The 23,322-nt window shown below is 70.8% G+C and carries 21 protein-coding genes; 7 read left to right on the forward strand and 14 right to left on the reverse strand.

Annotation, left to right across the window (positions count from 1 at the left end):
* Positions 1-24: 24 nt before the first annotated feature.
* The 5 genes from ACTXG6_RS29635 to ACTXG6_RS29655 form a co-directional block, all read right to left on the reverse strand.
* Complete coding sequence (locus ACTXG6_RS29635) at positions 25-822, reverse strand: PASTA domain-containing protein (RefSeq protein WP_445182691.1); 798 nt, start codon at positions 820-822, stop codon at positions 25-27.
* Positions 823-929: 107 nt separating this feature from the next.
* The gene (locus ACTXG6_RS29640) at positions 930-2,378 is read right to left on the reverse strand and encodes a DHA2 family efflux MFS transporter permease subunit (protein WP_445182692.1); all 1,449 of its coding nucleotides are present in this window, start codon (positions 2,376-2,378) and stop codon (positions 930-932) included.
* A 175-nt stretch (positions 2,379-2,553) separates the two neighbouring features.
* Positions 2,554-3,390: a carbohydrate ABC transporter permease gene (locus tag ACTXG6_RS29645; protein WP_445182693.1), complete on the reverse strand. Its 837-nt coding sequence runs from the start codon at positions 3,388-3,390 to the stop codon at positions 2,554-2,556.
* 7 nt (positions 3,391-3,397) lie between these two features.
* On the reverse strand, positions 3,398-4,312 hold the full coding sequence (locus tag ACTXG6_RS29650) for a carbohydrate ABC transporter permease (RefSeq protein WP_445182694.1): 915 nt from the start codon (positions 4,310-4,312) through the stop codon (positions 3,398-3,400).
* A 5-nt stretch (positions 4,313-4,317) separates the two neighbouring features.
* Positions 4,318-5,577: an ABC transporter substrate-binding protein gene (locus ACTXG6_RS29655; RefSeq protein WP_445182695.1), complete on the reverse strand. Its 1,260-nt coding sequence runs from the start codon at positions 5,575-5,577 to the stop codon at positions 4,318-4,320.
* 156 nt (positions 5,578-5,733) lie between these two features.
* Between ACTXG6_RS29655 and ACTXG6_RS29660 the strand changes: the two genes are divergently transcribed.
* Positions 5,734-6,636 (forward strand): 2-dehydropantoate 2-reductase, encoded by a 903-nt coding sequence (locus ACTXG6_RS29660; protein WP_445182696.1) that lies wholly within the window; start codon positions 5,734-5,736, stop codon positions 6,634-6,636.
* Between the two features lie 30 nt (positions 6,637-6,666).
* On the opposite strand, the gene ACTXG6_RS29665 is transcribed toward ACTXG6_RS29660, so the two are convergent.
* From ACTXG6_RS29665 to ACTXG6_RS29695, 7 genes are all read right to left on the reverse strand, one after another.
* Positions 6,667-8,244, reverse strand: a complete 1,578-nt coding sequence (locus tag ACTXG6_RS29665; RefSeq protein ID WP_445182697.1) for an ABC transporter permease — start codon at positions 8,242-8,244, stop codon at positions 6,667-6,669.
* A gap of 806 nt (positions 8,245-9,050) precedes the next feature.
* Positions 9,051-9,680, reverse strand: coding sequence for a LysE family translocator (locus ACTXG6_RS29670; protein ID WP_445182698.1), 630 nt, complete (start codon positions 9,678-9,680; stop codon positions 9,051-9,053).
* Between the two features lie 144 nt (positions 9,681-9,824).
* Positions 9,825-11,579, reverse strand: coding sequence for a DNA polymerase (locus tag ACTXG6_RS29675; protein WP_445182699.1), 1,755 nt, complete (start codon positions 11,577-11,579; stop codon positions 9,825-9,827).
* A 48-nt stretch (positions 11,580-11,627) separates the two neighbouring features.
* Complete coding sequence (locus ACTXG6_RS29680; protein ID WP_445182700.1) at positions 11,628-12,626, reverse strand: ABC transporter substrate-binding protein; 999 nt, start codon at positions 12,624-12,626, stop codon at positions 11,628-11,630.
* Entirely contained in the window at positions 12,623-13,987 is a 1,365-nt protein-coding gene (locus ACTXG6_RS29685; protein ID WP_445182701.1) for an MFS transporter, read from the reverse strand. Before ACTXG6_RS29685 ends, ACTXG6_RS29680 begins: the two co-directional genes overlap by 4 nt.
* Positions 13,988-14,075: 88 nt before the next feature.
* Positions 14,076-14,726: a PadR family transcriptional regulator gene (locus ACTXG6_RS29690; protein WP_445182702.1), complete on the reverse strand. Its 651-nt coding sequence runs from the start codon at positions 14,724-14,726 to the stop codon at positions 14,076-14,078.
* Positions 14,727-14,795: 69 nt separating this feature from the next.
* Positions 14,796-16,232: an MFS transporter gene (locus tag ACTXG6_RS29695; protein ID WP_445182703.1), complete on the reverse strand. Its 1,437-nt coding sequence runs from the start codon at positions 16,230-16,232 to the stop codon at positions 14,796-14,798.
* Between the two features lie 111 nt (positions 16,233-16,343).
* Between ACTXG6_RS29695 and ACTXG6_RS29700 the strand changes: the two genes are divergently transcribed.
* The 5 genes from ACTXG6_RS29700 to ACTXG6_RS29720 all read left to right on the forward strand — a co-directional run bounded on the left by ACTXG6_RS29700 (position 16,344) and on the right by ACTXG6_RS29720 (position 19,876).
* Positions 16,344-16,766, forward strand: coding sequence for a MarR family winged helix-turn-helix transcriptional regulator (locus ACTXG6_RS29700; protein ID WP_445190132.1), 423 nt, complete (start codon positions 16,344-16,346; stop codon positions 16,764-16,766).
* Between the two features lie 346 nt (positions 16,767-17,112).
* Positions 17,113-17,895: a helix-turn-helix transcriptional regulator gene (locus tag ACTXG6_RS29705; protein ID WP_445182704.1), complete on the forward strand. Its 783-nt coding sequence runs from the start codon at positions 17,113-17,115 to the stop codon at positions 17,893-17,895.
* A gap of 296 nt (positions 17,896-18,191) precedes the next feature.
* A complete protein-coding gene (locus ACTXG6_RS29710; RefSeq protein WP_445182705.1) occupies positions 18,192-18,551 on the forward strand; it encodes a TraR/DksA family transcriptional regulator in 360 nt (119 codons plus the stop codon).
* Between the two features lie 357 nt (positions 18,552-18,908).
* Positions 18,909-19,184 (forward strand): hypothetical protein, encoded by a 276-nt coding sequence (locus ACTXG6_RS29715; protein WP_445182706.1) that lies wholly within the window; start codon positions 18,909-18,911, stop codon positions 19,182-19,184.
* 416 nt (positions 19,185-19,600) lie between these two features.
* Positions 19,601-19,876 (forward strand): hypothetical protein, encoded by a 276-nt coding sequence (locus ACTXG6_RS29720; protein WP_445182707.1) that lies wholly within the window; start codon positions 19,601-19,603, stop codon positions 19,874-19,876.
* 380 nt (positions 19,877-20,256) lie between these two features.
* Here the strand turns inward: ACTXG6_RS29720 and ACTXG6_RS29725 are convergent, their stop codons facing one another.
* Both ACTXG6_RS29725 and ACTXG6_RS29730 read right to left on the reverse strand, forming a co-directional pair.
* The gene (locus tag ACTXG6_RS29725; protein ID WP_445182708.1) at positions 20,257-20,574 is read right to left on the reverse strand and encodes a hypothetical protein; all 318 of its coding nucleotides are present in this window, start codon (positions 20,572-20,574) and stop codon (positions 20,257-20,259) included.
* Between the two features lie 415 nt (positions 20,575-20,989).
* Positions 20,990-21,403, reverse strand: a complete 414-nt coding sequence (locus ACTXG6_RS29730) for a hypothetical protein (protein ID WP_445182709.1) — start codon at positions 21,401-21,403, stop codon at positions 20,990-20,992.
* 513 nt (positions 21,404-21,916) lie between these two features.
* Here ACTXG6_RS29730 and ACTXG6_RS29735 point away from each other — a divergent pair.
* On the forward strand, positions 21,917-23,302 hold the full coding sequence (locus ACTXG6_RS29735) for a DUF3710 domain-containing protein (RefSeq protein ID WP_445182710.1): 1,386 nt from the start codon (positions 21,917-21,919) through the stop codon (positions 23,300-23,302).
* Positions 23,303-23,322: the final 20 nt, after the last annotated feature.

Raw genomic sequence — 23,322 nt, forward strand, 5'->3', positions numbered from 1 at the left:
GAACCCGCCGCCGCGAGGGCGCCGTCACTGCGGCATGGCCACCACGAGGTTGACCGCGCTGCCGACGGGGAGTGAGGTGAACGCCGGCGGGTTGGACCGCACGACCGCGCCCGGGGTCGCGCCGGAGTTCTGCGTGCTCACCGAGCCGACCGTCAGCCCGCGGTCACGCAGCATCTGTTCGGCCACGTACAGGCCGGAGCCGATCACCCGGGGGACCTGCACGAGTGTCTGCCCCGGCCGAGGCGATACCGGGACCGGACGCGGCTGGACCGGGACCGGAGCCGGGTGCGCGCGCGGCTGGACCGGAACTGGGTAGCCCCGGGTCGGCGTCGGGTGACCGCCGGGGTAGGCCGGCACCGGTTGCGGGTGGACCGGGGCGGCCGGCACCGGGTTCGGGTACCCCGGATGCTGGTGCTCGGGCGCGTGACCGGGAGCCTGCCGCGGGTACCCCGGAGCCGGGCGCGGGTACGGGTACGGCTGGACCGGCGCTGGCCGCGGGTACGTCGGAGCGGCCCTCGGGTACGTCTGAACCGGGGCCGGCCGCGGGTACACCGGCGCGGGCGCCGCCCTCGGGTACGTCTGAACCGGGGCCGGACGCGCGTACGTGGGTGCCGGGCGGGAGTAGGTCGGCGGCGGCGGCGCGGGCTGCGGCGCCGCGGCCAGCACCGGGTCGCCACGCTGCGGCTGGGTCAGTGCGGCGAGACGAACCGGGGCGCTCCGGTCGGACACCTCGGTCGGTGACCGGGCCGCCCCGAGCACCACGAGCCCTACCACGACCGCGATCAGTGCGGTCCGGGTCCGCATCCGGCCGCCGAGTCCCACCGGCCTGGCCTTCCTGCCCCCACCACGCACGTTCCACCTGCCCAGCGAGCCGACGCTGACACGCCCACTACCTCAGTGATACCACCACCGAGCTGAGGTGACCTGGATCAGGCCGTCTCAGTCTTGGGGCCGCGGCGCCCGACCAGGAACGTGACCGGGAGCGTGGCGGTCGCGATGAGCGCCGCACAGAGGAACGCGGCCCGGGCGCCGACGACGTCGGTACCGCCGGCCGCATTGCTGGAGGCAAGCGTCATCACGGTGATGAACAGGGCGGTCCCCGCCGCGCCGGCCACCTGCTGCAGGGTCGATACGATCGCGCTGCCGTGTGAGTCGAGGTCCTTCGGCAGCTGCCCGAGTGCGTCGGTGACCAGCGGCGTGAGCATCAGGGAGAGTCCGATCACCAGCACAACGTGCATGGCGATGACCGTCCAGAGCGGCGAGGACGCGCTGAGCGTCGTGAACGCCCAGAGCACACCGGCGAGCACCACCGCGCCCGGGATGACCAGCGGGCGGGCTCCGATCTTGTCGTAGCGCCGGCCGATCACGGGCCCGAGCAGTCCCATCACCAGGCCACCGGGCAACACGGCGAGCCCGGTGACGAACGCGTTCACGCGCAGCACGTCCTGCAGGTAGAGCGGCAGCAGGATCAGCGCGCCGAACAGCGACATCATGCTGAGCACCACCAGCACGACCGAGATGACGAACGGCCGGTGCGCCAGCGGCCGCAGGTCCAGCAGGGCCCGCCCCGTCCGCTGCAGCCGCAGCTGGCGGGCCACGAAGACCACCATCGCCACGGCGCCGACGGCGGTCGGCAGCCACGGCGGCACCAGCGCCTCGCCCAGCGCGGCCTCGCCGACGCTGCTCAGGCCGAACACCAGGCCGCCGAACGCCAGCGCCGACAACAACACCGACGCCAGGTCGAGCGGCACCGCCCGGACCTCGGCGCGAACCCGCAACCAGCGCGCGCCGGCCGCCAACGCGAGCAGTGCGATGGGCAGCACGATCCAGAACATCCACCGCCAGCCGAGCAGGGTCAGGATCACCCCCGAGAGCGTGGGCCCGATGGCCGGCGCGACCGCGATGACCACGGTCATCGTGCCCATGGTGGCGCCCCGGCGCTCGACGGGCACGAGCCTGATCACCGACGTCATCAGCAGCGGCACCATCACCGCCGTGCCGGCGGCCTGCACGATCCGCCCGGCCATCAGTACCGGGAAGCCGGGAGCGAGCGCACAGATCAGCGTCCCGGTGCTGAACAGCGACATCGACGCGAGGTAGACCCGCCGGGGCGGGAAGCGCTGCAGCAGGAAGCCCGTGATGGGAATGACCACCGCCATCATCAGCAGGAAGCCACTGGTCAGCCACTGGGCGGTGCCGACACTGATGCCGAGGTCCACGATCAGCACCGGCAGCGCCACACTCATGATCGTCTCGTTGAGGATCATGACAAAGGCCGAACCCACGAGCAGCCAGATCACCACCGCCGCGCTGGCCTCCGCCGCGGTCGGCACAGCGGTGGGTTCCGTGTCGGTGCGGCCGGTACCGGGGCCGGTCATCAAACATGCTCCTGTCAGTGCGGATCGTCGGGTGCGGATCGTCAGGATGCGGATCGTCAGGTGCGGATCGCCGGATCGGGGGCGGCCGCGGCGGGGAGGCCGCATCCGACGCTACCCGCGCGGGCCGCGCGGGGCGACGGAGTTTGGGCGGCGCCGAATCCCAGCCGGCCGCGGCTCAGCCCTCGATGCCGCTCCGCTCGACGCCGGCGATGATGTGCCGCTGCAGGGCGACGAACACCACGAGCAGCGGCACGATCGACAGTGCGGCGGCCACGAACAGCTCGTGGAGATCGACCGACTGTGCGGTGGCGAAGCTGGCCAACGCGACCTGCACCGTCCATGCCCCCTGGTCCTGGCCGATGACGAGTGGCCAGAGGAAGGAGTTCCAGGAGCCGATGAAGACGATCACGCCGACAGCGGCGAACACCGGGCGCGAGTTCGGGACCACGATCCGCCAGTACGTACCCCAGTAGCCGAGGCCGTCGACCCGGGCGGCGTCCTCCAACTCCCGAGGAAAGCCCAGGAAGTACTGCCGGAACAGGAAAGCGGCGAACCCGCTGAACAGCGTCGGGATGATCAGCCCGCGCAGGGTGGAGACCCAGCCAAGCGACGACACCAGCACGAAGCTGGGCACGAACGTCACCGCGGCCGGGATCATCAGGGTGCCGAGGATCCCGTAGAAGACCTGGTCGGCGTACGGGTACGGGATGCGGGCCAGGCCGTACCCGGCGAGCGAGGCGAGCAGCAGCGTCCCGCCGGTGGTCAGTACCGCGATCACAGTGGAGTTCCACAGGGCGTGCGCCATCGGCACTGTCGGGTCGTCGAACAGCTGGCCGATGTTGTCCCAGTGCAGGGTGTGCGGCAGGAACGTCCAGCCGGGCGCGGTGATCTCCGCGTCGGTGGCCAGGCCGTTGCGCACCAGCAGGTAGAACGGGATGAGGAAGAGCACCGCCAGCACGGTCAGCAGCAACAGCCGCACGGCCCGCACCAGCAGGCCGAAGCCCGGCGTCATCGCGGCCTCACGTCTCCTTCCGGCCGAGCCCGGACCAGCGGGCCGCCGCGACGGTCACGACGGCGATGACCAGCGCCAGGACGATCGCGCCGGCACTGCCGACACCGAGGTCCTGCCCTTGACCCAACGCGACGTAGTAGAGGTAGACCAGTGGCGGGCGGGCGTAGGGCGGATAGCCCCGGGCGCTGGAGAGCAGGTTGTAGAACTCGTCGAACGACTGGAACGCATTGATCACCAGGAGCAGCAGCACCGCCACCGAGGTGGCCCGCAGCTGCGGGAAGGTGATGTAGCGGAAGGTCTGCCAGCCCGGCCGGGCGCCGTCCACCGCCGCCGCCTCGTAGAGCACCCCGGGAATGCGCTGCAGGCCGGCGAGCAGCAGCACCATGTAGAACCCCGCCTGCAGCCACAGCCGGACGCTGACGATCACGACCCAGTACCAGGGCGGATGGGCGGTCGACAACCAGGCGACCGGGTCCGCGCCGAACCACCGCAGAACCGTGTTCGCCAACCCGAACCGCACCCCACTGAAGATCGACATCTTCCAGATCAGGGACGCCGCCACATAGGAGCACGCGGTCGGCAGGAAGAACACCGAGCGGAAGAAGGCGCGGGCGAACCGGAGCCGGTTCACCGACAGCGCCAACGCCAGCGAGAGCGCGTACGTGGCCGGGACGATGAACAGCGCGAACACCGAGAACGTGCCGAGGCTGCTGGTGAAGGCTGCGTCGCCCAGCACGGTCGCGTAGTTGGCGAACCCGACGAAGTCGGTGGGGGTGACCGTGTTGCGCGCGTCGAAGAAGCTGAGCGCCAGGCTCCACAGGATCGGGAGGTAGGAGAACACGAACAGCCCGACGACGAACGGGCCGGTGAAGATCCAGAACCACAGGTGGCGGTGCTGCGGCCCGAGCAGCCTGGTGAGCACGCTCGTCAGTTCGCCTTCCGGACCCGGGCGAGCTCCCCCCGGACCGTGTTCACCACCGCGGCGAGCTGGCCGACCGGGTCGGCGCCCCCGGAGATGATCCGGGTCAGTGCGTCCTGCAGCTCCGTCTTGCACCGGTCCGTCCACAGCAGCGGATCGGCGTGGCCGTGGTCGGTGGTGAAGCGGACCGCGTCGGCGGCGGGCCCGGTCCGCAGCTTCGCCGCCCGGTGCGCGAGCGAGAGGCGGGCCGGGATGTGGAACCCGTAGGACAGCGCGAAGTCCTCCTGGAAGTCCGTACGGTCCACCCAGAGCCAGCCGGCGTAGCTCTTCGCCGCGTCGATCTGGCGGCTCCGGGTACTGACCGAGCTGCCGTACGCGCCGACCGGTACCGCGGGCCTGCCCCGGGCGCCGTCCGCCGGCCAGGGCAGCACGCCGAAGTCGTCACCCAGCGCCGTGCTGATCTCCGGCAGCGCCCACAGCCCGGTCCACTGCATGGCGGTCAGCCCCTGGGTGAACGCCGCCGGGTCCGACCAGTCCGACGGTGCGCCCAGCAGCAGCGAGCTCTGCGCGTACAGGGTGTGCAGCTTGCCCAGGGTGGCGGCGGCCGCCGGGGGGTCGAAGCCCACCTCGCCGGCGGCGGTCACCAGTTCGAGCCCGGCCGCGTACAGCGGTGTGCTCCCGACTGCGCCGGCGCCGCCGTCGTTGCCGAGGAACAGCCCCTTGACGTCCGCGCCGGTCAACGTGTGCGCGGCGGCGACCAGCTCGTCCAACGACTCGGGCGGCCGGACCCCCGCCTTGGCCAGCATGCTCTTGCGGTAGTAGAGCATCTGCATGTCGATGGCCTGCGGGATGCCGTAGACCTTGCCCAGGTACGTCTTCGGTCCGAGCACGACCGGGTTGAAGTCGGGCCCCGCGCCCCCGAGCACGTCGCTGAGGTCGACGACCTGTCCGCCCTGGATCTGGTCGAGGGTCGGGCCGGCCGACTCGAACACGTCGGGCCCGTCGTCGGTCAGCAGCGCGGCGGCGGTCTGCCGGTCGTAGTCCCCCGGCCGCCACTGCACGGTGACCTTCGCCCTGTCGTACGCGGCCGCGTAGCGCTGCACGGCCTGCTCGGTACCCGGCTCGCCGTACTGGTGGTACCACTGCGACAGCGCCGAGGCAGCGCCCGGGCCGCCGCGGCCGGTGTTCGACCCGCAGGCCACCAGCACCGCGGTGGCGGCGAGCCCACCGCCCGCGGCCAGCAGACGCCGCCGAGAGACTGACTGCACGTGCGGGCTCCCCTCACCTGGTGTCGACCTCGCTGTGGGCCGCCCCGAGCATTAGTACCGCAACGAGCGCCGGGTGAGCGCCTCGGGGCGCGATCTCCGACCGGTGATCACCGGTCGCATTACGCTGGGCGGAGTGGCGACCGAAGGAGAGCGCTCTTGACCCTGTCCGCGAAGTCCCCCGTCGCGGTCGTGGGCGCCGGCGCGGTCGGCATCACGCTGGCCACCGGACTTGCCGACGCGGGCCATCCGATCATCGTCTGCGGCGGCCGGCCGCTGGACACGATCACGGTCACCGAGGGCGAGCTGACCCGGTCCCACGCGGTGCACTGGGCGGCCACGCCCCGCGATGCCGGGCGGGTGCCGTGGGTCGTGCTCGCCACGAAGATCCACCAGACCGACGCGGTGGCCGGCTGGCTGAGCGCCATCAGCACCGACCGGACCTGCGTCGTCGTCGCCCAGAACGGGGTGGACCACGATGGCCGGGTGCCCGCCGAGCTGCGCCCGACCGCGGCGCCGGCCCTCGTCTACGTCAACGCCGAGCGGACCTCGCACGGCAACGTCAGGCTGCGCCGGACCGGCCGCGAGCTGGTCCTGCCGGACAACCCGGTCGGCCGGCACGCGGCGAGCCTGTTCGACGCGAGCTGGATCAGGACGGAGCTCGAGCCGGACTTCCCCACGGCGGCCTGGCGCAAGATGCTCACCAACGCCATCGCCAACCCGATCACCGCGCTCACCCACCGCCGCCTGGAGGTACTGCGCGAGCCGGCGGCGGCCCAGCTCGCCACCGAACTGCTGCGCGAGACCGCGGCCGTCGGCCGGGCCGAGGGCGCCGACCTGCCCGAGGCCGTCGTGCACGAGACGCTCACCTGGCTGCGGAACGTGCCGTCGGGCAGCACCACGTCGATGCTGCAGGACCGGCTCGCGGGCCGCACGATGGAGTACGCCGGGCTGACCGGCAGCGTGGTCCGTCTCGCCGAGCGGCACGGGATCCCGGTGCCGGCCAGCCGAACGCTGCTGGCGCTGTTGGAGCTGACCCCGACCTCGGCGCCCACCGGTTGACCGTCGGCCGCGCCTCGGCCCGGTGCGCGGTCACTCGAAGCGGAGTGCCTCGATCGGCCGCATCCGGGCTGCCCGGTTCGCCGGGTAGCCACCGGCCAGCACCCCGATCGCCAAACTGACCCCGAACGCGACCAACACCGGCGCGACGGTCAATACGGGTGTGGGGAACTCCGGGATCCACTTGGGGATCATGGTGCCACCGGCGAGGGCGACGCTCACCCCGATGACCACCCCGATGACCCCGCCCAGGCCGGTCAACATCACCGCCTCGCTCAGGAACTGCCGCAGGATCGCCCGCCTCGGCGCCCCCACCGCCTTGCGGATACCGATCTCACGGGTCCGCTCCGTGACCGAGACCAACATGATGTTCGCGACGCCGATACCGCCCACGAGCAGCGAGATCGCCGCCACCGCCACGATGAACATCGTCAGGAAGTTGATGAACTGGGTGCTCTTGTTCAACAGCTGGGTGAACGAGCGGACGTTGAAGTCCCGGTCGGCCGCCGCCTTGATGTAGTGGCGGCCGTCCAGGACATCGGTCACCTCACCGGCCGCCCGATCGACTGTGTCCACACTGGTCGACTTGACGATGATCTGGTCGACCTCACCGGCGTTGTTGCCCACCAGGTAGGCCCGGGAGGTCCCGAAGGGCACGATCACGACGTTGTCGTCCTGCCCGTCCGAGTCCAGCACCCCGACCACCTTGAACGAGGAGCGACTGACCCGGATCGTCGACCCGACCACCTCGCCGAGGTCCGCGCCAGGACCCCACAGCAACGCCACCGCCTGCTGCCCCAGCACGGCCCGCCGCTCGTTGCCCGCGATCTGCGCCGACGTCAGCCAGCTGCCCGCGGCGATCTTGCGGTCCAGCAGCTCCAGATAGTTCTCGGTGGCCCCGACCAAGCCGGCCCGTTCCTGCACCTGCCCCACGGTCAGCGTCACGCTGCCGGTCATGCTGGGCGATACCGACGCCACATCCGGCGCCTGGCGAGGGTCCTGCAACGCGGTGACGTCCTGGTCGGTCAACCTCCGGGCCACCCCGCCGCTGGCCACCCCACCCGATACCGGCGTCACCGTGATCTGGTTCGCCAGCTTGCTGAACTGGTCGTTGAACTGGGCCTTCATCCCGTTACCCAGTGCCACCAGCACGATCACCGCCGCCACGCCGACGACGATTCCCACCGTCGTCAACAACGACCGCAGCCGGTTGTTGGACAAACTGTGCAACGCCGCCCGCAGCGCCTCCCGGAACTGCCCCAGGAACACCGCCGGCGCCACCGCGACGAGCTCGACCGCCCGCTCCGAACGGCTCGGCATGGGCCGGCCGCTCAGCACCGCCGCCGCCTCCCGACGGCCCGCCGCGGCCTCCGCCCGCCGACGGGCCTTCCGCTCCAGCCGCTCGTCCAGGCTGTCCCGCCGCGCGTCCAGGCTGTCCCGCGGCTCGGCCCCGGCCGGGCCCTCGGCGAGGGCGGGCCCCGTGGTGCCGGCGGGCCCGGCGGCGAGCGGCAGGTCCGCCCGTGCTCTCGGCGCTGGTCGCGCGGTCGCGGCGGTCCGAGCTGACTTCGTGGCCGGAGTGGCCCGTGCGGTCGGAACGGGAGCGGGCGGCACGGCGGGCCGAGGCGGCGGAGACGGAGCGGCAGGGTTGTGCTCGGCGGGAGACGGAGCCGCCGGAGACGGCGCGACGGGAGACGCCGGGGCGGGAGACGGAGCGGCGGGAGACGGAGCGGCGGGAGACGGAGCCGCGGCCGGAGGCGACGCGGGCGCCTGGAGCCAGTCCGGCAGCAGCGCCTCCGACTCGTCGAATCGGCGCCGTTGTGCCGGCCGCACGCCGCGGGACGCGTGTGGCCGAGGAGACGAGGGTCGAAACCACCTGAACCGCCTGGTGGGAGGGGCGGGCACCAACCGCCGGTACGGCGCGGCCGGCTTCTCGGCAGGTGGCCCCGCCACCCGTGCGACCGGCTCGGCGGCCGGCCGTCTCACCTGCGCGGCCGGTTCCCCGGTCACCGGCCGGGCGCGCAGGTGCGCGGCGGCGGCACGATCCACCTGGGCGGTCGACCCGCCGGACGACGAACTGGCCGGCGCCCGTGAGGTGGCCGTCGCCGCGGGGCCGGCGTCTCTCGGTCCCGCCTGGATCCGCCGCTGGCGGGCCGCCTTGCGGTGCGCGGAGCAACAGTACTTGCGGGCGCGACCGCCACCGATCTCGTCGAGTGGATTCTGACAGCCGGACAGCGCGCACACCTGTTCCGAGCTGCTCATGGCCCCCTCAGCCCCACCAAATCAGCCGTCAGCACCCCAGCCGACCAGCGGCTCGGTCAGTGAACGACCCCGAACGCCGGCGACATCCTGCGTTGATCCCGCACGACCGTACGCAGCCTGAACTCAGTTGTCATGTCGAAACTGTCATGTCGGAACGATCAGAGAGCCGCCCGGCTCAGTGTGATCATCCGCAGGCCCAGCCCGACCAGCACCAGACCACTGATCTGCTCGACCCGGGCCTTGACCGAGGGGCGGGCCAGCGTGCGGCGAACCAGACCGACAGCCAGCACGACGAGGGTGTACCAGCTGACGCTGATGGCCATCTGCACGGCGGCCAGTACGGCCGTGTCGGCCAGTGTGGCGCCGCCGGCGGGCAGGAACTGCGGCAACAGCGCCAGGTACAGCACCGCGGCCTTCGGGTTGGCGAGGTTGGTGACCATGCCGGTGCGGAAGGCCGTGAGCCGCCCACCACCGCCGGTCCGCAGCACCACCGGGTCGTCAGCGGCCGTGGCGCGGGACCGGACCAGCGTCCGCAGTCCGAGCCAACACAGGTAGGCCGCGCCGACGACCTTCAACGCGACGAAGGCGAACTCGGATGTCCGGATCAGCGCGGTGAGCCCGAAGACGGAGGCCGATGCCCAGAACACCAACCCCGATGCGTTGCCAAGGACCGCGGCGAGACCGCCCAGCCGCCCGTTGCGCAGCGACTGGTTGACCATCACGGCGAACGACGGACCTGGCGCGACGACGATCAGCACACAGGTCACCACGAACGCTACGGACACCACCGGCCGATCACCCCTCCACTGCCCCGGTCACCCGGTTCAGACCACTGAGCCGCGCGCGACGAGACGCCCCTCAGTGGACGGTAGAGGGCCCGGCCGAGCCCCGGCCTGTGATTAAGCCCATGCACCGGCGTCGGGGCGGTCGGGTCAGGACTTGGCCTCGGACCACTGCTGGATCACGCTCACGTCGGCAACGAAGCGCACCCCCGCATCGTGGAACCAGAGCCGGGCCGTCCCCGCGAGGCACTCGTGCAGCAGGTTCGCCGCGGCCCCGCCGTGCTCGGCCGGCACGTGCAGGAGCAGTTCGTCGTGCAGGCAGAGTACGATGCGCGCGTCCAGGGCGGCGGCGCGGGCGCGCACGGTGACCGCCCACACCTTGAACAGCTCCGCCGCGGCGCCCTGGATGACGGCGTTGCGGGCGAACCGCCCCCGGCCCGAGGCGACCGTCCGCCGCGCGTTCTCGTCCAGACCCGGGGGCAGCGCGCCGATCCGGACCAGCCGGCCGCCGTAGGTCCGCACGTCCCGCCCGGCCCGGCCCTCCTCCGAGGCCTTGCGCAGGAACCGCATCGCGGTGGGGTACGCCGACTCGAGCCCGCGCAACGCCTCACCGGCGGCGCCGGAGGTCTGCCCGTACATCGCCGCGAGCACCGCCACCTTGGCCACCGGCCGCTCGACCCCGAGCCGCGCGGCGACCGGCGAGTACAGGTCGTCATCGGCGGTCGCGCCGGCCAGCGCCCGATCCTTCGACACCGCGGCGAGCACCCTCGGCTCGATCTGCCCCAGGTCGGCCCGCACGAGCACGTGACCTGGCTCCGCGACCACCGCCGGGCGCAGCTCGGCGGGCAGATTGTGCAACCCCGCCTGCGCGGTCATCCGGCCGGCGGCACCGTCGCTGCTGCTCCAGCGGCCGCGGAGCCGGCCGTCGGCGCCGACGTGCTCGTCCAGCCACCGGTAGCCGTAGGTGGTGGCGATCCGCTCCGACTTGCGCCAGGCCAGCAACGCCGGGACCACCGGGTGGGCGCCGGTCAGGGCCTCCAGCCGCCAGGCGCGGGTGTCCGGCACGTCGACCCCGATCTCGACGAGCATGCGCTTGACCTGGGCCGGATTCCGCAGGTCGATACCGTCGCCGTCGGCGAGCAGGCTGCGCACCGTGTCGTCGCGGCGCCGTTGCAGGCTGCTCGCCTCGGACTCGTCGCGGGGGCGCGGGCCCATCAGCGTGGCCAACAGGTCCTCCGCGCGCCGCCGGTCCACCGGCAGGCCGTCCGCCGCCAGCTCCGCGCACAGCAGCTCGACGGCCGACTCCGAGCGCGCGGTCGCACCCGCGTCGCCGGCCACCCGTAGCGCGGCCAGTCGGTCCCGCTGGCACACGCTGGCCGCCAGCGCGGTCGCCGCCCACCGGGCCCACCGCTCCGGGTCCCGGGCCCACCCGCCGCTGACCCACTCCGGACGCAGGTGCCCGTCCGGGCGCAGCGGGTCCTCCGGGTCGGTGCCCTCGTCACCGCCCTGGCTCAGCAGGTTCAGCTGGCCCATCCCCGGGATCGACTCCTCGGCCAGGTCGTGCAGGGCCGCCCAGACCAGCGACGGGCCCGAACGCCAGCCGCCGAACAGCAGGCGGTGCACCGCGCCGAGATCCCAGCAGGTCGCCAACCGCAACCCGGCGGCGATCAGCGCCGACGGTGTCTCCTGCGACCACCACACCCAGCGCGGCCGGATCTCCGACTCGAGCAGCGCCACCACCGCGGCCGGCTCCGGGCCCGCCAGCGACCACCTGCCCCCGTCCGCCGCGACGCCGAGGCCGACACCGTCGACGAGCGCCAGCGCGACCGAACCGCCACGCCCCACCCCGGCGGCCCGCAACCGGGCCAGCAGCTCCGCCGCGGTGCGCACCACAGGCTCCGTCACCGGACCATCCTCGCCGACGGCCGCGCCCGCCAGCCGGCCGAGGGGGACTCAGATGACGTACGTGTCCTGGGTCTCCGGGACGAAGAGCCGGGCGGGATCGACCCGACCGGGCGTCAGCCCCTGCTCGTGGGCATAGCGCAGGAAGACCTCCAACGTCGACCGGTTGCGCTCGAAGCCGTACGGCCAGAAGTCCGGGCCGAGCAGCCGACGCGTCCGTTCCACCTCGTCGTAGAGCCAGGGCAGCATGTAGCGGCTGGCCGCGGTCTCCCCCATCCGGCCGGCGGTCGCCGCCTTGGCCTGCTCGAACGCGGTGTAGAGCGATCGGGCGAGCCACGGCCACTTCTCGTACACATCCCGGCGGATCACCACCACGTGCATGATCGGGAAGATGCCGGTCTCGGCCGCGTACTGCTCCTCGGCGGCCCTCGGATCGGCGAAGAGTCGGCGCACCTCGGGCCGGCCCTCCAGCAGCGGGCGCGGTGTGCGGGGTGCGTACAGGGCGTCGATCTCCCCCGTGACCAGCATGTCGGCCAGCGTGCGGTCCGCTCCGATGGGCTCGATGTCGATCTCCGGCGGCAGGTTCAGGGCCTGCTTCTCCACCCGTCCCTGCTCGTGCATGCCGCCGGTGCGGTAGCGCACCGAGGACACCGGCACCTGGTGGTAGTCGGCGAGGATGCCTCGGATCCAGACCGCGGCGGTGACCTGGTACTCCGGCACGCCGACGGTCCGCCCGGCGAGGTCGGAGGGCTTCTCGATCCCGCTGCCGCTATGGATGTAGATGCCGTTGTGCCGGAACGCGCGGGAGGGGAAGACCGGGATCGCCACGAACGGCCAGCGCGCGGGGTCGGCGGCGAGCCCGGTGACGTAGGAGGACAGCGACATCTCCGCCGCCTCGAACTCACGGTGGCGCAGCATCCGGAAGAAGGTCTCCTCCACCGGCAGGCACAGGTAGGTCAGGTCGACGCCTTCCGGGCGGACCGATCCGTCGGCGAGTGCCTGGGTGCGGTCGTAGTCCCAGCAGGCCAGGGTGACCGGAATGCGGCTCATGGGGCTCCTTCGGTGAGAGTGGTGGGGGCGAGGAGGCCGGCCTCGGCGCGCACCGGGCGCATCGCGGCGGCGGCCAGCCCGCCGAGCACGCAGGCGGCGCCGAGCACCCCGAACACGCCCGCCACCGCCCAGGCCGCGGCGGCCAGTACGCCCACCACGAGCGGGCCGGTGAACGACCCGACGCGCCCGACGCCCAGTGCCCAGCCGACACCGGTCGAACGGATCGCCGTCGGGTAGGCCACCGCGGCCAGGCCGATGACACCCGAGCTCGCGCACCCCAGGCCGAGCCCGACCAGCACCTCCATCACGGCGACACCCGAGGTCGACGGAGCGACCAGGCCGACACCGCCGACCCCGACGGCGGAGAGGGCGAACGCCACCGGCAGCACCCGGCGGGCACCGAAGCGGGTGATCAGCCAGCCGCCCGCCGCCGTGGCGACCACGCTGCCCGCGTTGAACAGCGCGAGAGCCACCGCGGTGCGCGCCACCGGGACACCCAACGGCGCGAGCAGGGTCGGCGTCCACGACGAGTTGACCACCAGCACGCCGAAGGCCACGAAGGACGCCACCCACAGCAGCACGGTGCTGCCGCGCCGGCCGGCATCGAACAGGCGGCGCACCGGCGCTTTCTCGACGCGGCGCCGCTGGGCCCCGGTGAAGCGGGTGGAGGCGTCCACGGCCAGCCCGGGTACGACCCTCGCGAGCGTCCGCGCGATACGTTCGGCCGGCGCCCCACGCTCCACCAGGAAGATCGGCGACTCGGGCAGCAGCAACCCGATGAGCACCGCCAGCACCAGCGGTGCGATCCCGCCGACGACGAACAGCGACTGCCAGCCCTCGGTGGGGATCAGCCGACTGCCCAGCAGCCCGGCGAGCACCCCACCGACCGGGAAGCCGGCGAACAACGGCCCCGCGATGGTCGCCCGCCGCCCGGCCGGCACCAGCTCCGAGGCGAGGCTGATCGCGCACGGCACGGCGGTGCCGAGCCCGAGCCCCGTCACGAACCGGTAGCCGAGCAGGGCGGGAACGGATCCGGCGGTCATCGTCGCGAGCGTGAAGGCTCCGAAGCACACCACCGCCGCCAGCAGGACCACCTTGCGACCCACCCGGTCCGCCAGCGGCGCGAGCACGAGCCCGCCGACGGCCAGGCCCGCGAGCGCGGCGGAGAACACCGCGCCCAGGCCGGCGACCGGTATGTGCAGGCTCCGCGCGATGGACGGCGCGGCAAGGCCGATGATCTGCAGATCGAACCCGTCGAACAGGGCCACCAGTGCGCACAGCGCGACCGCGAGGACCCGGACTCCGCCGATGCGGGCCCGCTCCAGCACCTCACCGACGTCCACCGTTGCCGTATCGGTCATCGTCGACCTCCGCGGTTGCACCCGATTCGGAGCGTCCACGATATATGTACAGAGGTACATAAATGAAGGCCGAAAGGGAGCCCTCCGGTCAGCTGGCGGAAGGCTGATCCCTCGGCGGGGTCGGGCGGTAGACGCTGGTGTCCCCCGGTATCCCGGCATCCCGCTCCAGGCGGTCGACCAGTTCCAGGCCCTGCTCCGCCCACCTGACCTCGGTGCGCGCCCGCTCGGTCAGACCCCGGTAGACGTGCACCTTGTAGGCGACGATCGCGTCGTGGGCGTGCTGGGGCGCGTGCGCCAGGCGCCGGCGCAGCAGCGCGGTGTCCCTGCGTTCGAGTTGGTCCGCGTGCGCCGACCAGTGCGCCTCGACACGGCGGTAGTGCTCGAGGTGGCCTCGGAAGTGCTCCCTGGCGAGGTCGAACGAACCGAACTCGAAGTAGGTGGCCTTGAGGTACGCGGCGTCGCGCTCCCGACCGGGTTCGGACACCTCGGCGAGCCAGCGCAACAGCTCCGCGCAGCCGGGGTCGGTGAGGAAGTAGCGCCGCTTGGTGGCGGCGATGCCCCGGGGTGCCTCCTCCGCCTCGACCATGCCAGCCGACTCGAGCCGGCGCAGTTCGGTATAGATCTGCGGATGGTGGGCGTGCCAGACGTACGCGGCCGAGACGTCGAACTGTTTCGCCAGCTCATAGCCGGTCATCGGGCGCGCCTCGAGCAGCGCCAGCAGGGCATGCCGCAGCGACACGCTCGACCTCCCTCCGTTCGGGTCGACGGAGATCCTGGCACGCACCGGGCCGCCACCCGCACGTCAGGCCTACCAGCTGCCCCGGTGGTCGGGCACGGTGAACACCAGCGGCAGTGCCGCGAGCAGGACCACGGCGAAGCCGATGAACACGTGCGCCTGAGCGATGCCGGGGTCGCCGCTGCGGGCCAGGATCGCGGTGGTGACCGACACCGCGATGATCGAACCGGACTGTCGGAACATCCCGCGCAGCCCGGCGATCGCGGCCACCTGATCCGGTGCCAACTGCAGGCTTGCGTTGTTCGACGCGGGCACCGCGAGCCCCATCCCGCAGCCGGTGACGCCCGCCGCGATGGCCAGCCAGGCGTAGGTCGACAGGTGCGGCGTCGTCGCCATCGCGATCAACCCGGCGGCCAGGACGAGGAACCCGACGACCATTGGGAACCGGTAGCCGGTGCGGCGCAGGGTCAGCACCGCCACGCCCGCCACCGAGATCATGCCGACCGCCCGGGCGGTGAGCAGGATGCCGGAGGCGAGTGGCTGCATGCCGTAGCGCTGCTCCGCGTAGAGCGGGACCAACGCGCCGAAACCGAGCGCGGCGGCGCCGTAGAGCAGGTTGATCACGTTCATCACACCGAAGCCCCTGCCGCGCAGCAGGCGGTACGGGATGAACGGGCTCGCGTGCCTCTTGGTGTGCCGGACGAACAGCCAGGCCGCCGCGACCGCGACCGCCTCGGAACCGAGGAAGACCGGGTCGTAGAGCGGGATCTCGCCGCTGCCGAGGTAGGTGATCCCGAACATCGCCGCGAGGATGACCACGCCCAGCAGCCCGATGCCGTATGCGTCGATGCGGCCGGTGGACCGGGTCGCGCCGGCCGGGAGGAACACGGCGGCGAGCACGATCAGCACAATGCCGATCGGCACGTTCACCAGGAAGATCCCCCGCCAGGACCAGACCGCGACGAAGACTCCGCCCAGAATCGGTCCGACGATCCCGCCGATCGGCAGGATGCTGGTGAACATGCCGAGTGCACGATCCCGCTCCCGGCCGAAGTGGTCCGAGACGATGCCGGTGGCCGAGGGCATGAAGGCACCCCCGCCGAGCGCCTGGACCAGGCGGAGCCCGACGAGCTCGTAGATGTTGTGCGACAGCCCGCAGCACAGCGATGCCACGGTGAACACGGCGGCCGAGATCAGGAAGACCTTGCGTCTCCCGTACATGTCACTGATCTTGCCGGCCATCGGCATCGCCAGTACCTGGCCCAGTGCGTAGATCGTGATGGTCCAACCGCTCCAGTTGATCTGGGCGTGCAGCTCCCGCTGGATTGCCGGCAGCCCGGTGGCCACGATGGTCTGGTCGACGGAGCTCATGAACAGCCCCATCGAGACGATGGCGAAGATCAGCTTGCGCCGTGGCAGTGGATCGCCGGCGGATCCGCCGACGGTCGACACCGGAACCGGGGCGACGGCACCCACGGCCGCGAGTTGCGTCTTCGGCGCGGCGGTCAAGAACCTCGGTCTGTGTACGATCGGACCCGGCCCGCCCGCAATTTTGTCCGATCTGGTCATGAACTCAAGCGTAGTACTTGCCTATCGGCAAGCAAGAAATCCCGGGGTGTGATGGACGTCGAACTGGTCGCCCGTCTGAGAGGCGTCATCAGCAAGCTCGCCCGGCAGCTGAACGCGACCTCCACCGACGAGGGCCTCACCCCCACCCAGTACTCGGTGCTGGGACTGATCGCGGTGCGCGGGCCGCTCGGCCTCACCGAGCTCACGGAGCTGGAGGGACTGAACCCGACCATGCTCTCCCGGGTCGTGCGCAAGCTCGACGACGAGGGGCTGATCAGTCGCCGGACCGACCTCTCCGACCAGCGCGCGGTGCGGGTGCAGGTCACCCCCGCCGGCACCGTGGTGCACCAGCGCATCCGCGCCCAGCGCACCCAGGTCCTGTACGACTGCCTGGAGCGATTGCCCGCCGAGGTCACCGATGAGCTACTCAGAGCGGTACCAATGCTCGAAGCCGTCGCCAAGGAGCTCAAGTAAGCGTCGACCGATGTTGTCAATAGGCCATTGGAGAGCTACTGGCGACAACGCGCGGCCCTATTTGACCGTGCCGCGCAATTTTTGCGGGGATTGCGACGGCTGTCCCTTGTAGGTGATCACGGCGGGGGGTAGACAAGACGCCTGCCCACCCTTGACCTAGGTGAGCAGCCGGTCCTTACGTCGTAGGTGTGGGATGTTGATAGCGATGGAGGTCTGTCGCGATGTTTCGATACCGACCGCTTGAGACAGGATCGACCAGAATCACGGTCTCCACGATCGACCCCTCGAGCTATGTGCACGGCTCGACGGTGGAGCGCTACCGGACCAGTCGCACCGGACTGAACAGGTGAACGCCGACAAAATCTCCCAACTCCGGCACTCGGTCCTCATCATTGACCACCACAACCTGTTCAGCACCGCACTGCGCATCGCACTGCGGGCCGAAGGCCTCGACGCCCACCAAATTCCGATGACCGAGCACGATGCCATTCTGGCGACGGCAGCCCGATTACCCGCCGGGTTGGCACTACTCGACCTGGCGCGGACCGTCGATGCCGAGGGTCGCGCCATTCACGGGACCGACCTGGTCGCGGCACTGAGCCAGCACAACCTGCGCACCCTGGTCCTTAACGACGGTTCCGACGAGCCTGGCACCGCGGCCGCCATCGCCGCCGGCGCGATCGGCTGGCTCGCCAGGTCCGCCTCGTTCGACGTCCTGCTGCGGACGTTGATCGCGGCGGCGGCCGGGGAGCCCGTCATGACCGGGGCCGAACGCCAACGATGGCTGAACCGGCACCGCACCTACCAGGACCGGCAGAAATGTTTCGCCCAACGCCTGCAACGGCTCAGCCCCCGCGAACACGAGATGCTCGGACTGCTGACCGACGGCTACCGGGCCCGCGCCATCGCGGAACGCCTCGCGGTACCACCGACCACCGTGCGCACCCAGATCCGTGCAATCCTGGCCAAGCTGGAGGTCAACTCCCAACTCGAGGCCGTCGCTTTACTCTACGACGACCCTCTCCGGCACCGCATGCTCGACGAACTCACGTTAGACCGAGGGACCGAATGGGCGCCCGCTAGGCGGACGAACTTGAGCCGACTCGGAGTATTTCCCAGCAAAGGTTGACGAGTGAAGTCGCACCCGCGCGTACCTTCCCCTGCATGCCGCCCCCGACGACTCCCCCCGAGAATTCCGGGGAGGCGACACCTCCCGGCGACCACGGTCCATCAGGATTGATCGACGTCCTTGTCGGACTGGCCCTGGATGACCTGGCAGAGGGCAATATCGACATCGAAACAGCGCTTCGGACCATTGCCCGAGCCGCCTGGACCGACGGCCACCGCCACGGTGTGAGCGGCCTCCAACCGGACAGCTGAATCCGATCCGAGGAAGAGATGACCGGCCACGGCGGTTGTACGGGCATGGGGGAACAGCGGCCGGACACAGTGCTCGCGGCGGAGCGGGACGCGACCAGCCGACGCGCGGAGTCCCTGCAGCGGCAGATCGGGGAGCTCGCCGATCAGCAGGCGCTCACCACACACGACGACGAGCACGACCCGGAAGGCGTCACCATCGGCTACCAGCGAGCCCAGCTGCAGGGCCTGTTGGCCGGCGCCCGGGCGGAGCTGGACGCCATCGACCGCGCCGCGCAACGCCTCAGGGACGGCACGTACGGCACCTGCATCCGCTGCGGCGCCCGGATCGGACCACAACGGCTGGCGGCGCTACCGGCCACGCCGACCTGTATCGACTGTGCCCGGCGCGGGGACCGGCGCCGTTGAGGCGTCGGCGACGCACTCGGCGGCAACGAACGCGGCGCCCCGAGCGCGGCGGCCACCCGCGTAGCGCGAGAACACAGTAACGCGGAGAACACCGCAAGGTGAACGAGTCGGGAATGCGTACACTCATCACAAGGTTCGTCACTCGACCGCGCGCAAATTCGACTCCCCGTCGCCCGAAGTCGGCCGGTTTACTCATCTTCACCTGAACGTGCAGGATCACCACCTCCGGGATTCACTCCCCTGAGTGGATTCGTCGTGAGACTTCCGCACACTGTTGGACAAGTTGATCCGCGCCCACTAAGCCTACAAAAGCGGTTGGGACGAAGGGCGTCCCGGCCAGTCATTTCAGGAGGAAATATGAACCGCAGGCTCGGACAGCGCGCTGTCATCGCGGTCGCCGCAGCGGCTCTGACTGCTGGTGCGTCGGCTCTGTTCGGTGGCACCGCGTTCGCCGGAAGTCACGGTGAGCACAACAACTCCGGTGGCGCCGGTGGCAACGGTGGAGCTGCCAACTCGAACTGTGTGATTCCAATCGGCGTGACCGCCGGCGTCATCGGCCAGGGTGGCGACAACTCGCAGTGCCAGGCGACCGGTGGCGGCGCCGGCAACGGTGGGACCGGCGCAAACTACTGATTTACCGAGATTAGGCGGGTAGAGGTCCCAGGATGTGTCGGGGACCTCTACCCGCCTTCCCACTTTCACGCCCACATTGCAGTGCCAGTAGTACCCCAGTAGTACCGCAGTAGTACTCAGTAGTACCGCAGTCAACTAACCACTTGACCGCGAGCCAGTACCGTGGATCGCACCAGAACGCGATCGTCTTCGAGCAGCATCTCAATCGGATTGAATTCCGGACACTCATCTCCGAATGTCAAGTTCTCTCCCATGCGATCGCGGTAGAAACCATGAACCACCCTGTAGCGTGGTTTCCCGCAACCTTCGAATGAAAGACCGGCGCCGAGTTGGACACCGGATACTGCGGCGCGGTAGACATTTGCGCGCGCTGAGCGAAATCGACCTCAGCGCACAAATGACTTTGGAGGCTAAGGGTGACCCGCAAGTTCAGCTCTAAGACCGCCGTGGCTGCCGCCGTTCTCACGCTCGGCGCCACCGGCTCCGCGTTGTTCGGCGGCACCGCCTTCGCCGGCAGCCACGGCACCGGTGACAACACCGGTGGCAGCGGCGGCGACGGTGGCAAGACGTACGTCAACTGCGTGCTCCCGATCGGACTCTCGCTGGGCATCATCGGGCAGGGTGGCGACAACTCGCAGTGCAACGCCACCGGCGGTGCGGGCGGCGGCGGCGGCACCGGCGCCAACTACTGATCGTCTGTCCCCGGGGAGAGACGATCCGTTAGACCCGGATGGTGCAGGCCCCCGGATGTGTCAGGGACCTGCACCACCCGTCCACGACAGGTCACCGCAAGGCCGCGCGACAGCTCCGCCCGGCTTGCGGTGCAACGCCTCTGAACGCCCCTGAACGAGAAGGCGGTAGAGGCCCCCGGATGTGTCGGGGGCCTCTACCGCCTTTCTAGTGTGCACCCAAGCCTCGCGCGGGGGTTCGCCTGGTCCCGACTTGCGGCGCCGGGACGCCCGCAGTGCGGGCTGAGTGGCTCCCCACTGGCTCGCGCGGCCCGCGACGCAGAACAGGCCCCGGCGTATGCCGAGGCCTGGATCTGTCGCGGCGCAAGCCGCTGAGACGCGTTCTAGTCCGAGCCGTCGCCGGCGTCGCCGCCACTGCCGCTGTTGGAGTTGCACTGCGAGACCGGGCCGCCCTGGCCCATGAGCCCGGCCGACACCCCGAGCGGGGCCGCACAGTTGGCGTTCGAGTTGCCGCCGTTGCCGCCGTCGCCGCCGTTCGACTTGTAGTAGTCGATGCTCCGACCGCCGTGGCCGCCGTGGCTGCAGCTGTCGCAATCGTGGTCATCCGCGAAGGCGGGGCCGGCGAAGGCAATCGTGCCACCGGCAGCCAGCGCGACGGCCACGGCCGTGACCGCGACCCTATGACCGATCTTGCGGATCATCATTCGTCCTCCATCAGTTTTCGGGGCGACGACTGCCGGCCTTCGGCGAAGGCGTCGACAGTGTGAGTGACACGTGGCCGTCGACCAGGCCGAAGATCTACAGTCGGCCGTCGAAGTCTCTTCTAGTTGTAGCACTTTGGGGAACTATCGGGGATAGACCGGCGTCACTCCCGCATAGAATGCAACGAGTCCGGCACCGCGCGGTGACGCCGTGCGGGCACGACATCCAATTACCTCGAAGGTGTGGCACAGGAAAGGTATTTCGACGCCTGCGTCCCCACTGGAACAGAAGCCGCGGCATCAGTTATTGCAAATACAACCGCTTCGTCCCGCCCGGACGCTCTCACCCGATAAACGCCGCCCGCGTCGAGTGACACCACGCCCACCGGGCCGACGATCACCGGAACGCCTGGCGTCAGAGGCCGCCGAGGAGGCTGTAACCGCGAGTGCTCTTGCCGTCGTCGCCGGCGCGGCCGTTGTCCCCCGCGTCGTCGCCGTCCGCCGCGCTGCTGTTCCCGTCGCCGCTGAAGTCGCTCGACGCGCCACTGTCGGATCCGGTGCTGTCAGTGGAGCTTGTTGTCGTGTCGTCGGCGGCGCTCGACCTGGTCGCGCCGCTGCCACTGTCGCTGTCGGTGCTGTCAGCACTGTCACTGCTGTCGCTGCTGTCAGCGCTGTCGGCACCGCTCCCACCGAGGGGGCCCCGGCTGCTGTGGCTGCTGCCACGGGACCCGTCGGCACCATCGCTGTTGGTGTCGGCATAGGCGATTCCGGCGACTCCGAGCGCAGCCACTGTGGCCACAGTGGCCGTCACGATGACCTTCTTCAACACGTGCCGTTCCTCTCCGTTGAGACTTCCACGCTGCCTGTGCCGGCCCGCATATTCGTATCAACGAGCAGATCACCGTTGCGTCACGACCGCAGCCCCAGATAGGTGATGCGACAAATAGCCCACTGAATTCCAACGCTCCCGCGAGAGCGTTCACGTGACCCCAACGTGTGAAAGTCGAGAGTTATGCGGAGTGGGGCGGGCCAACCGAGAATACCCATCCGCGTTTACAGCGAGTGACCACCAGAGGGCGCACTTATGGCGCCCATAGAACCATCCAGGCAGCTCACGCGGCTCACCCCCGCCGAAGTCGGCAACCAGACCCTCACACGCCGCCTCGATATGTCACGCCAAGTGATCAGACTCTTCGAGTCGATGTCTCGCGCGCTGCACATACGAGTGATCTTCAAACGCATCGGTGGCACACAGTGCTCGTTGCACCCGGAAAGGGGAGTCACACCCGATAACTTCGGTGGGACGTCGGGTCGACTGGGAGTTTCCGGATGGTGGGGGTAAATGTCTGACCGTGCGCGGGATGGGTCCGAGCTCACTGAGCGGCGGCCCTCGGTGCCCGGTGAGCCGGTCGGCGACGCGCCGGGCGCCGTCAGGGGTCCGTACGACTCCGAGGACGCCCATCCGCCGGAGCAGGACGGCACCCTCGACTTCGGTCCACTCCGGATCCAGCTGCCGGACGAGGCGCGGCTTCAAGCCGAGAACACAGCCGGCACGGTGACACGCACGGTCCACCTGCTGGTACCGACCGGCCATGTCGACCTCAGCGTGCTGGCCGCGCCCCGGAGCAGCGCGCTGTGGCCCGAGATCGCCGATGAGGTGGCGACCGTGCAGGGCAACAGCGGCGCCCAGGTCCGCTCCGAGCCGGGCGAGTGGGGCCCTGAGGTTCTGGCCGCGTCGGGCGACGAGCTGTCCTGGTTCATCGGGGTGGACGGGCCGAGATGGATGCTCTACGGGGTCGCTACCGGACCGGCTGAGGGCTCGGCGGAGCTGGGTGCGACGCTGCGCGCGATCATCCGGGGCAGCGTGGTGCGGCGAGGTGCCGAGCCACTGCCCGTCAAGACACCGCTCGCGCTGACGCCCCCCGCTCAGCGCAGGCAACCGGCAGCCGACGCCGGCGAGCATCCCGCGCGGCAGTCCCCCAGCGAGCCCGTCTGGTTCAGGCTCGGGCCCACGCCGGCCAACGCCGCGGTCGCGCCAGCGCCAGCGCCCGCGCCCGCGCCCGCGCCCGCGCCCGCGCCGAGGCTCGCCCCCGAACCGGCGCGGCCCGTGGCACTCATCGGCAGTGCCCAGGCATCGCAGGCTTCGGGGCCGGGGCGCTCGGAACCGGACCACACCGGCCACTGGGGGCTGCCGACCGGCGTGACTGCGGGTGCGGCCGGGCTGATCCTGCTGGTCGGCGTGGCCAGCGCGCTGGTGATCGAACGGAACGGCGAGCAGGCCGCCGCTACGCCACCGGCGGCGCTGCCCGACCCGACGAATGCGCTCACCAACCCGGCCACCGCACTCACCAACCCGCCACCCGACCCGGCCACCGCACTCAGCGACCCACCGCCCAACCCGGCGATCGCGGCACCCGGGCCCGGGATACCCGCTCTCATCCCCCGGCGTCGGGCGCCCACATTGACCGCGCCGGCCGCCGCCGACCCGCACGGCGGGTCTGCCACCCCGAGGGTGCCGGCGGCGCGGCTACTCGAGCGGTCCAGAGGAGCCCGCTACCAGGATGTCGAGGGCGCTGCCCCGCGACCGGAGCACCCCTCGACAGACAGTGAAGACCGGGCGACGGGGTCGAGCGACACCCCGGACAGCGACGCGGACCAGACGTCCGACCCTGGCTTGCTCGGCGAACTCACCGGCGCACTGGACCAGGGCTGGCTCGGGTTGGGCTAGCGGGACGGCCGGGCGTGTCC

It is taken from the genome of Pseudonocardia sp. Cha107L01 (assembly GCF_052566575.1).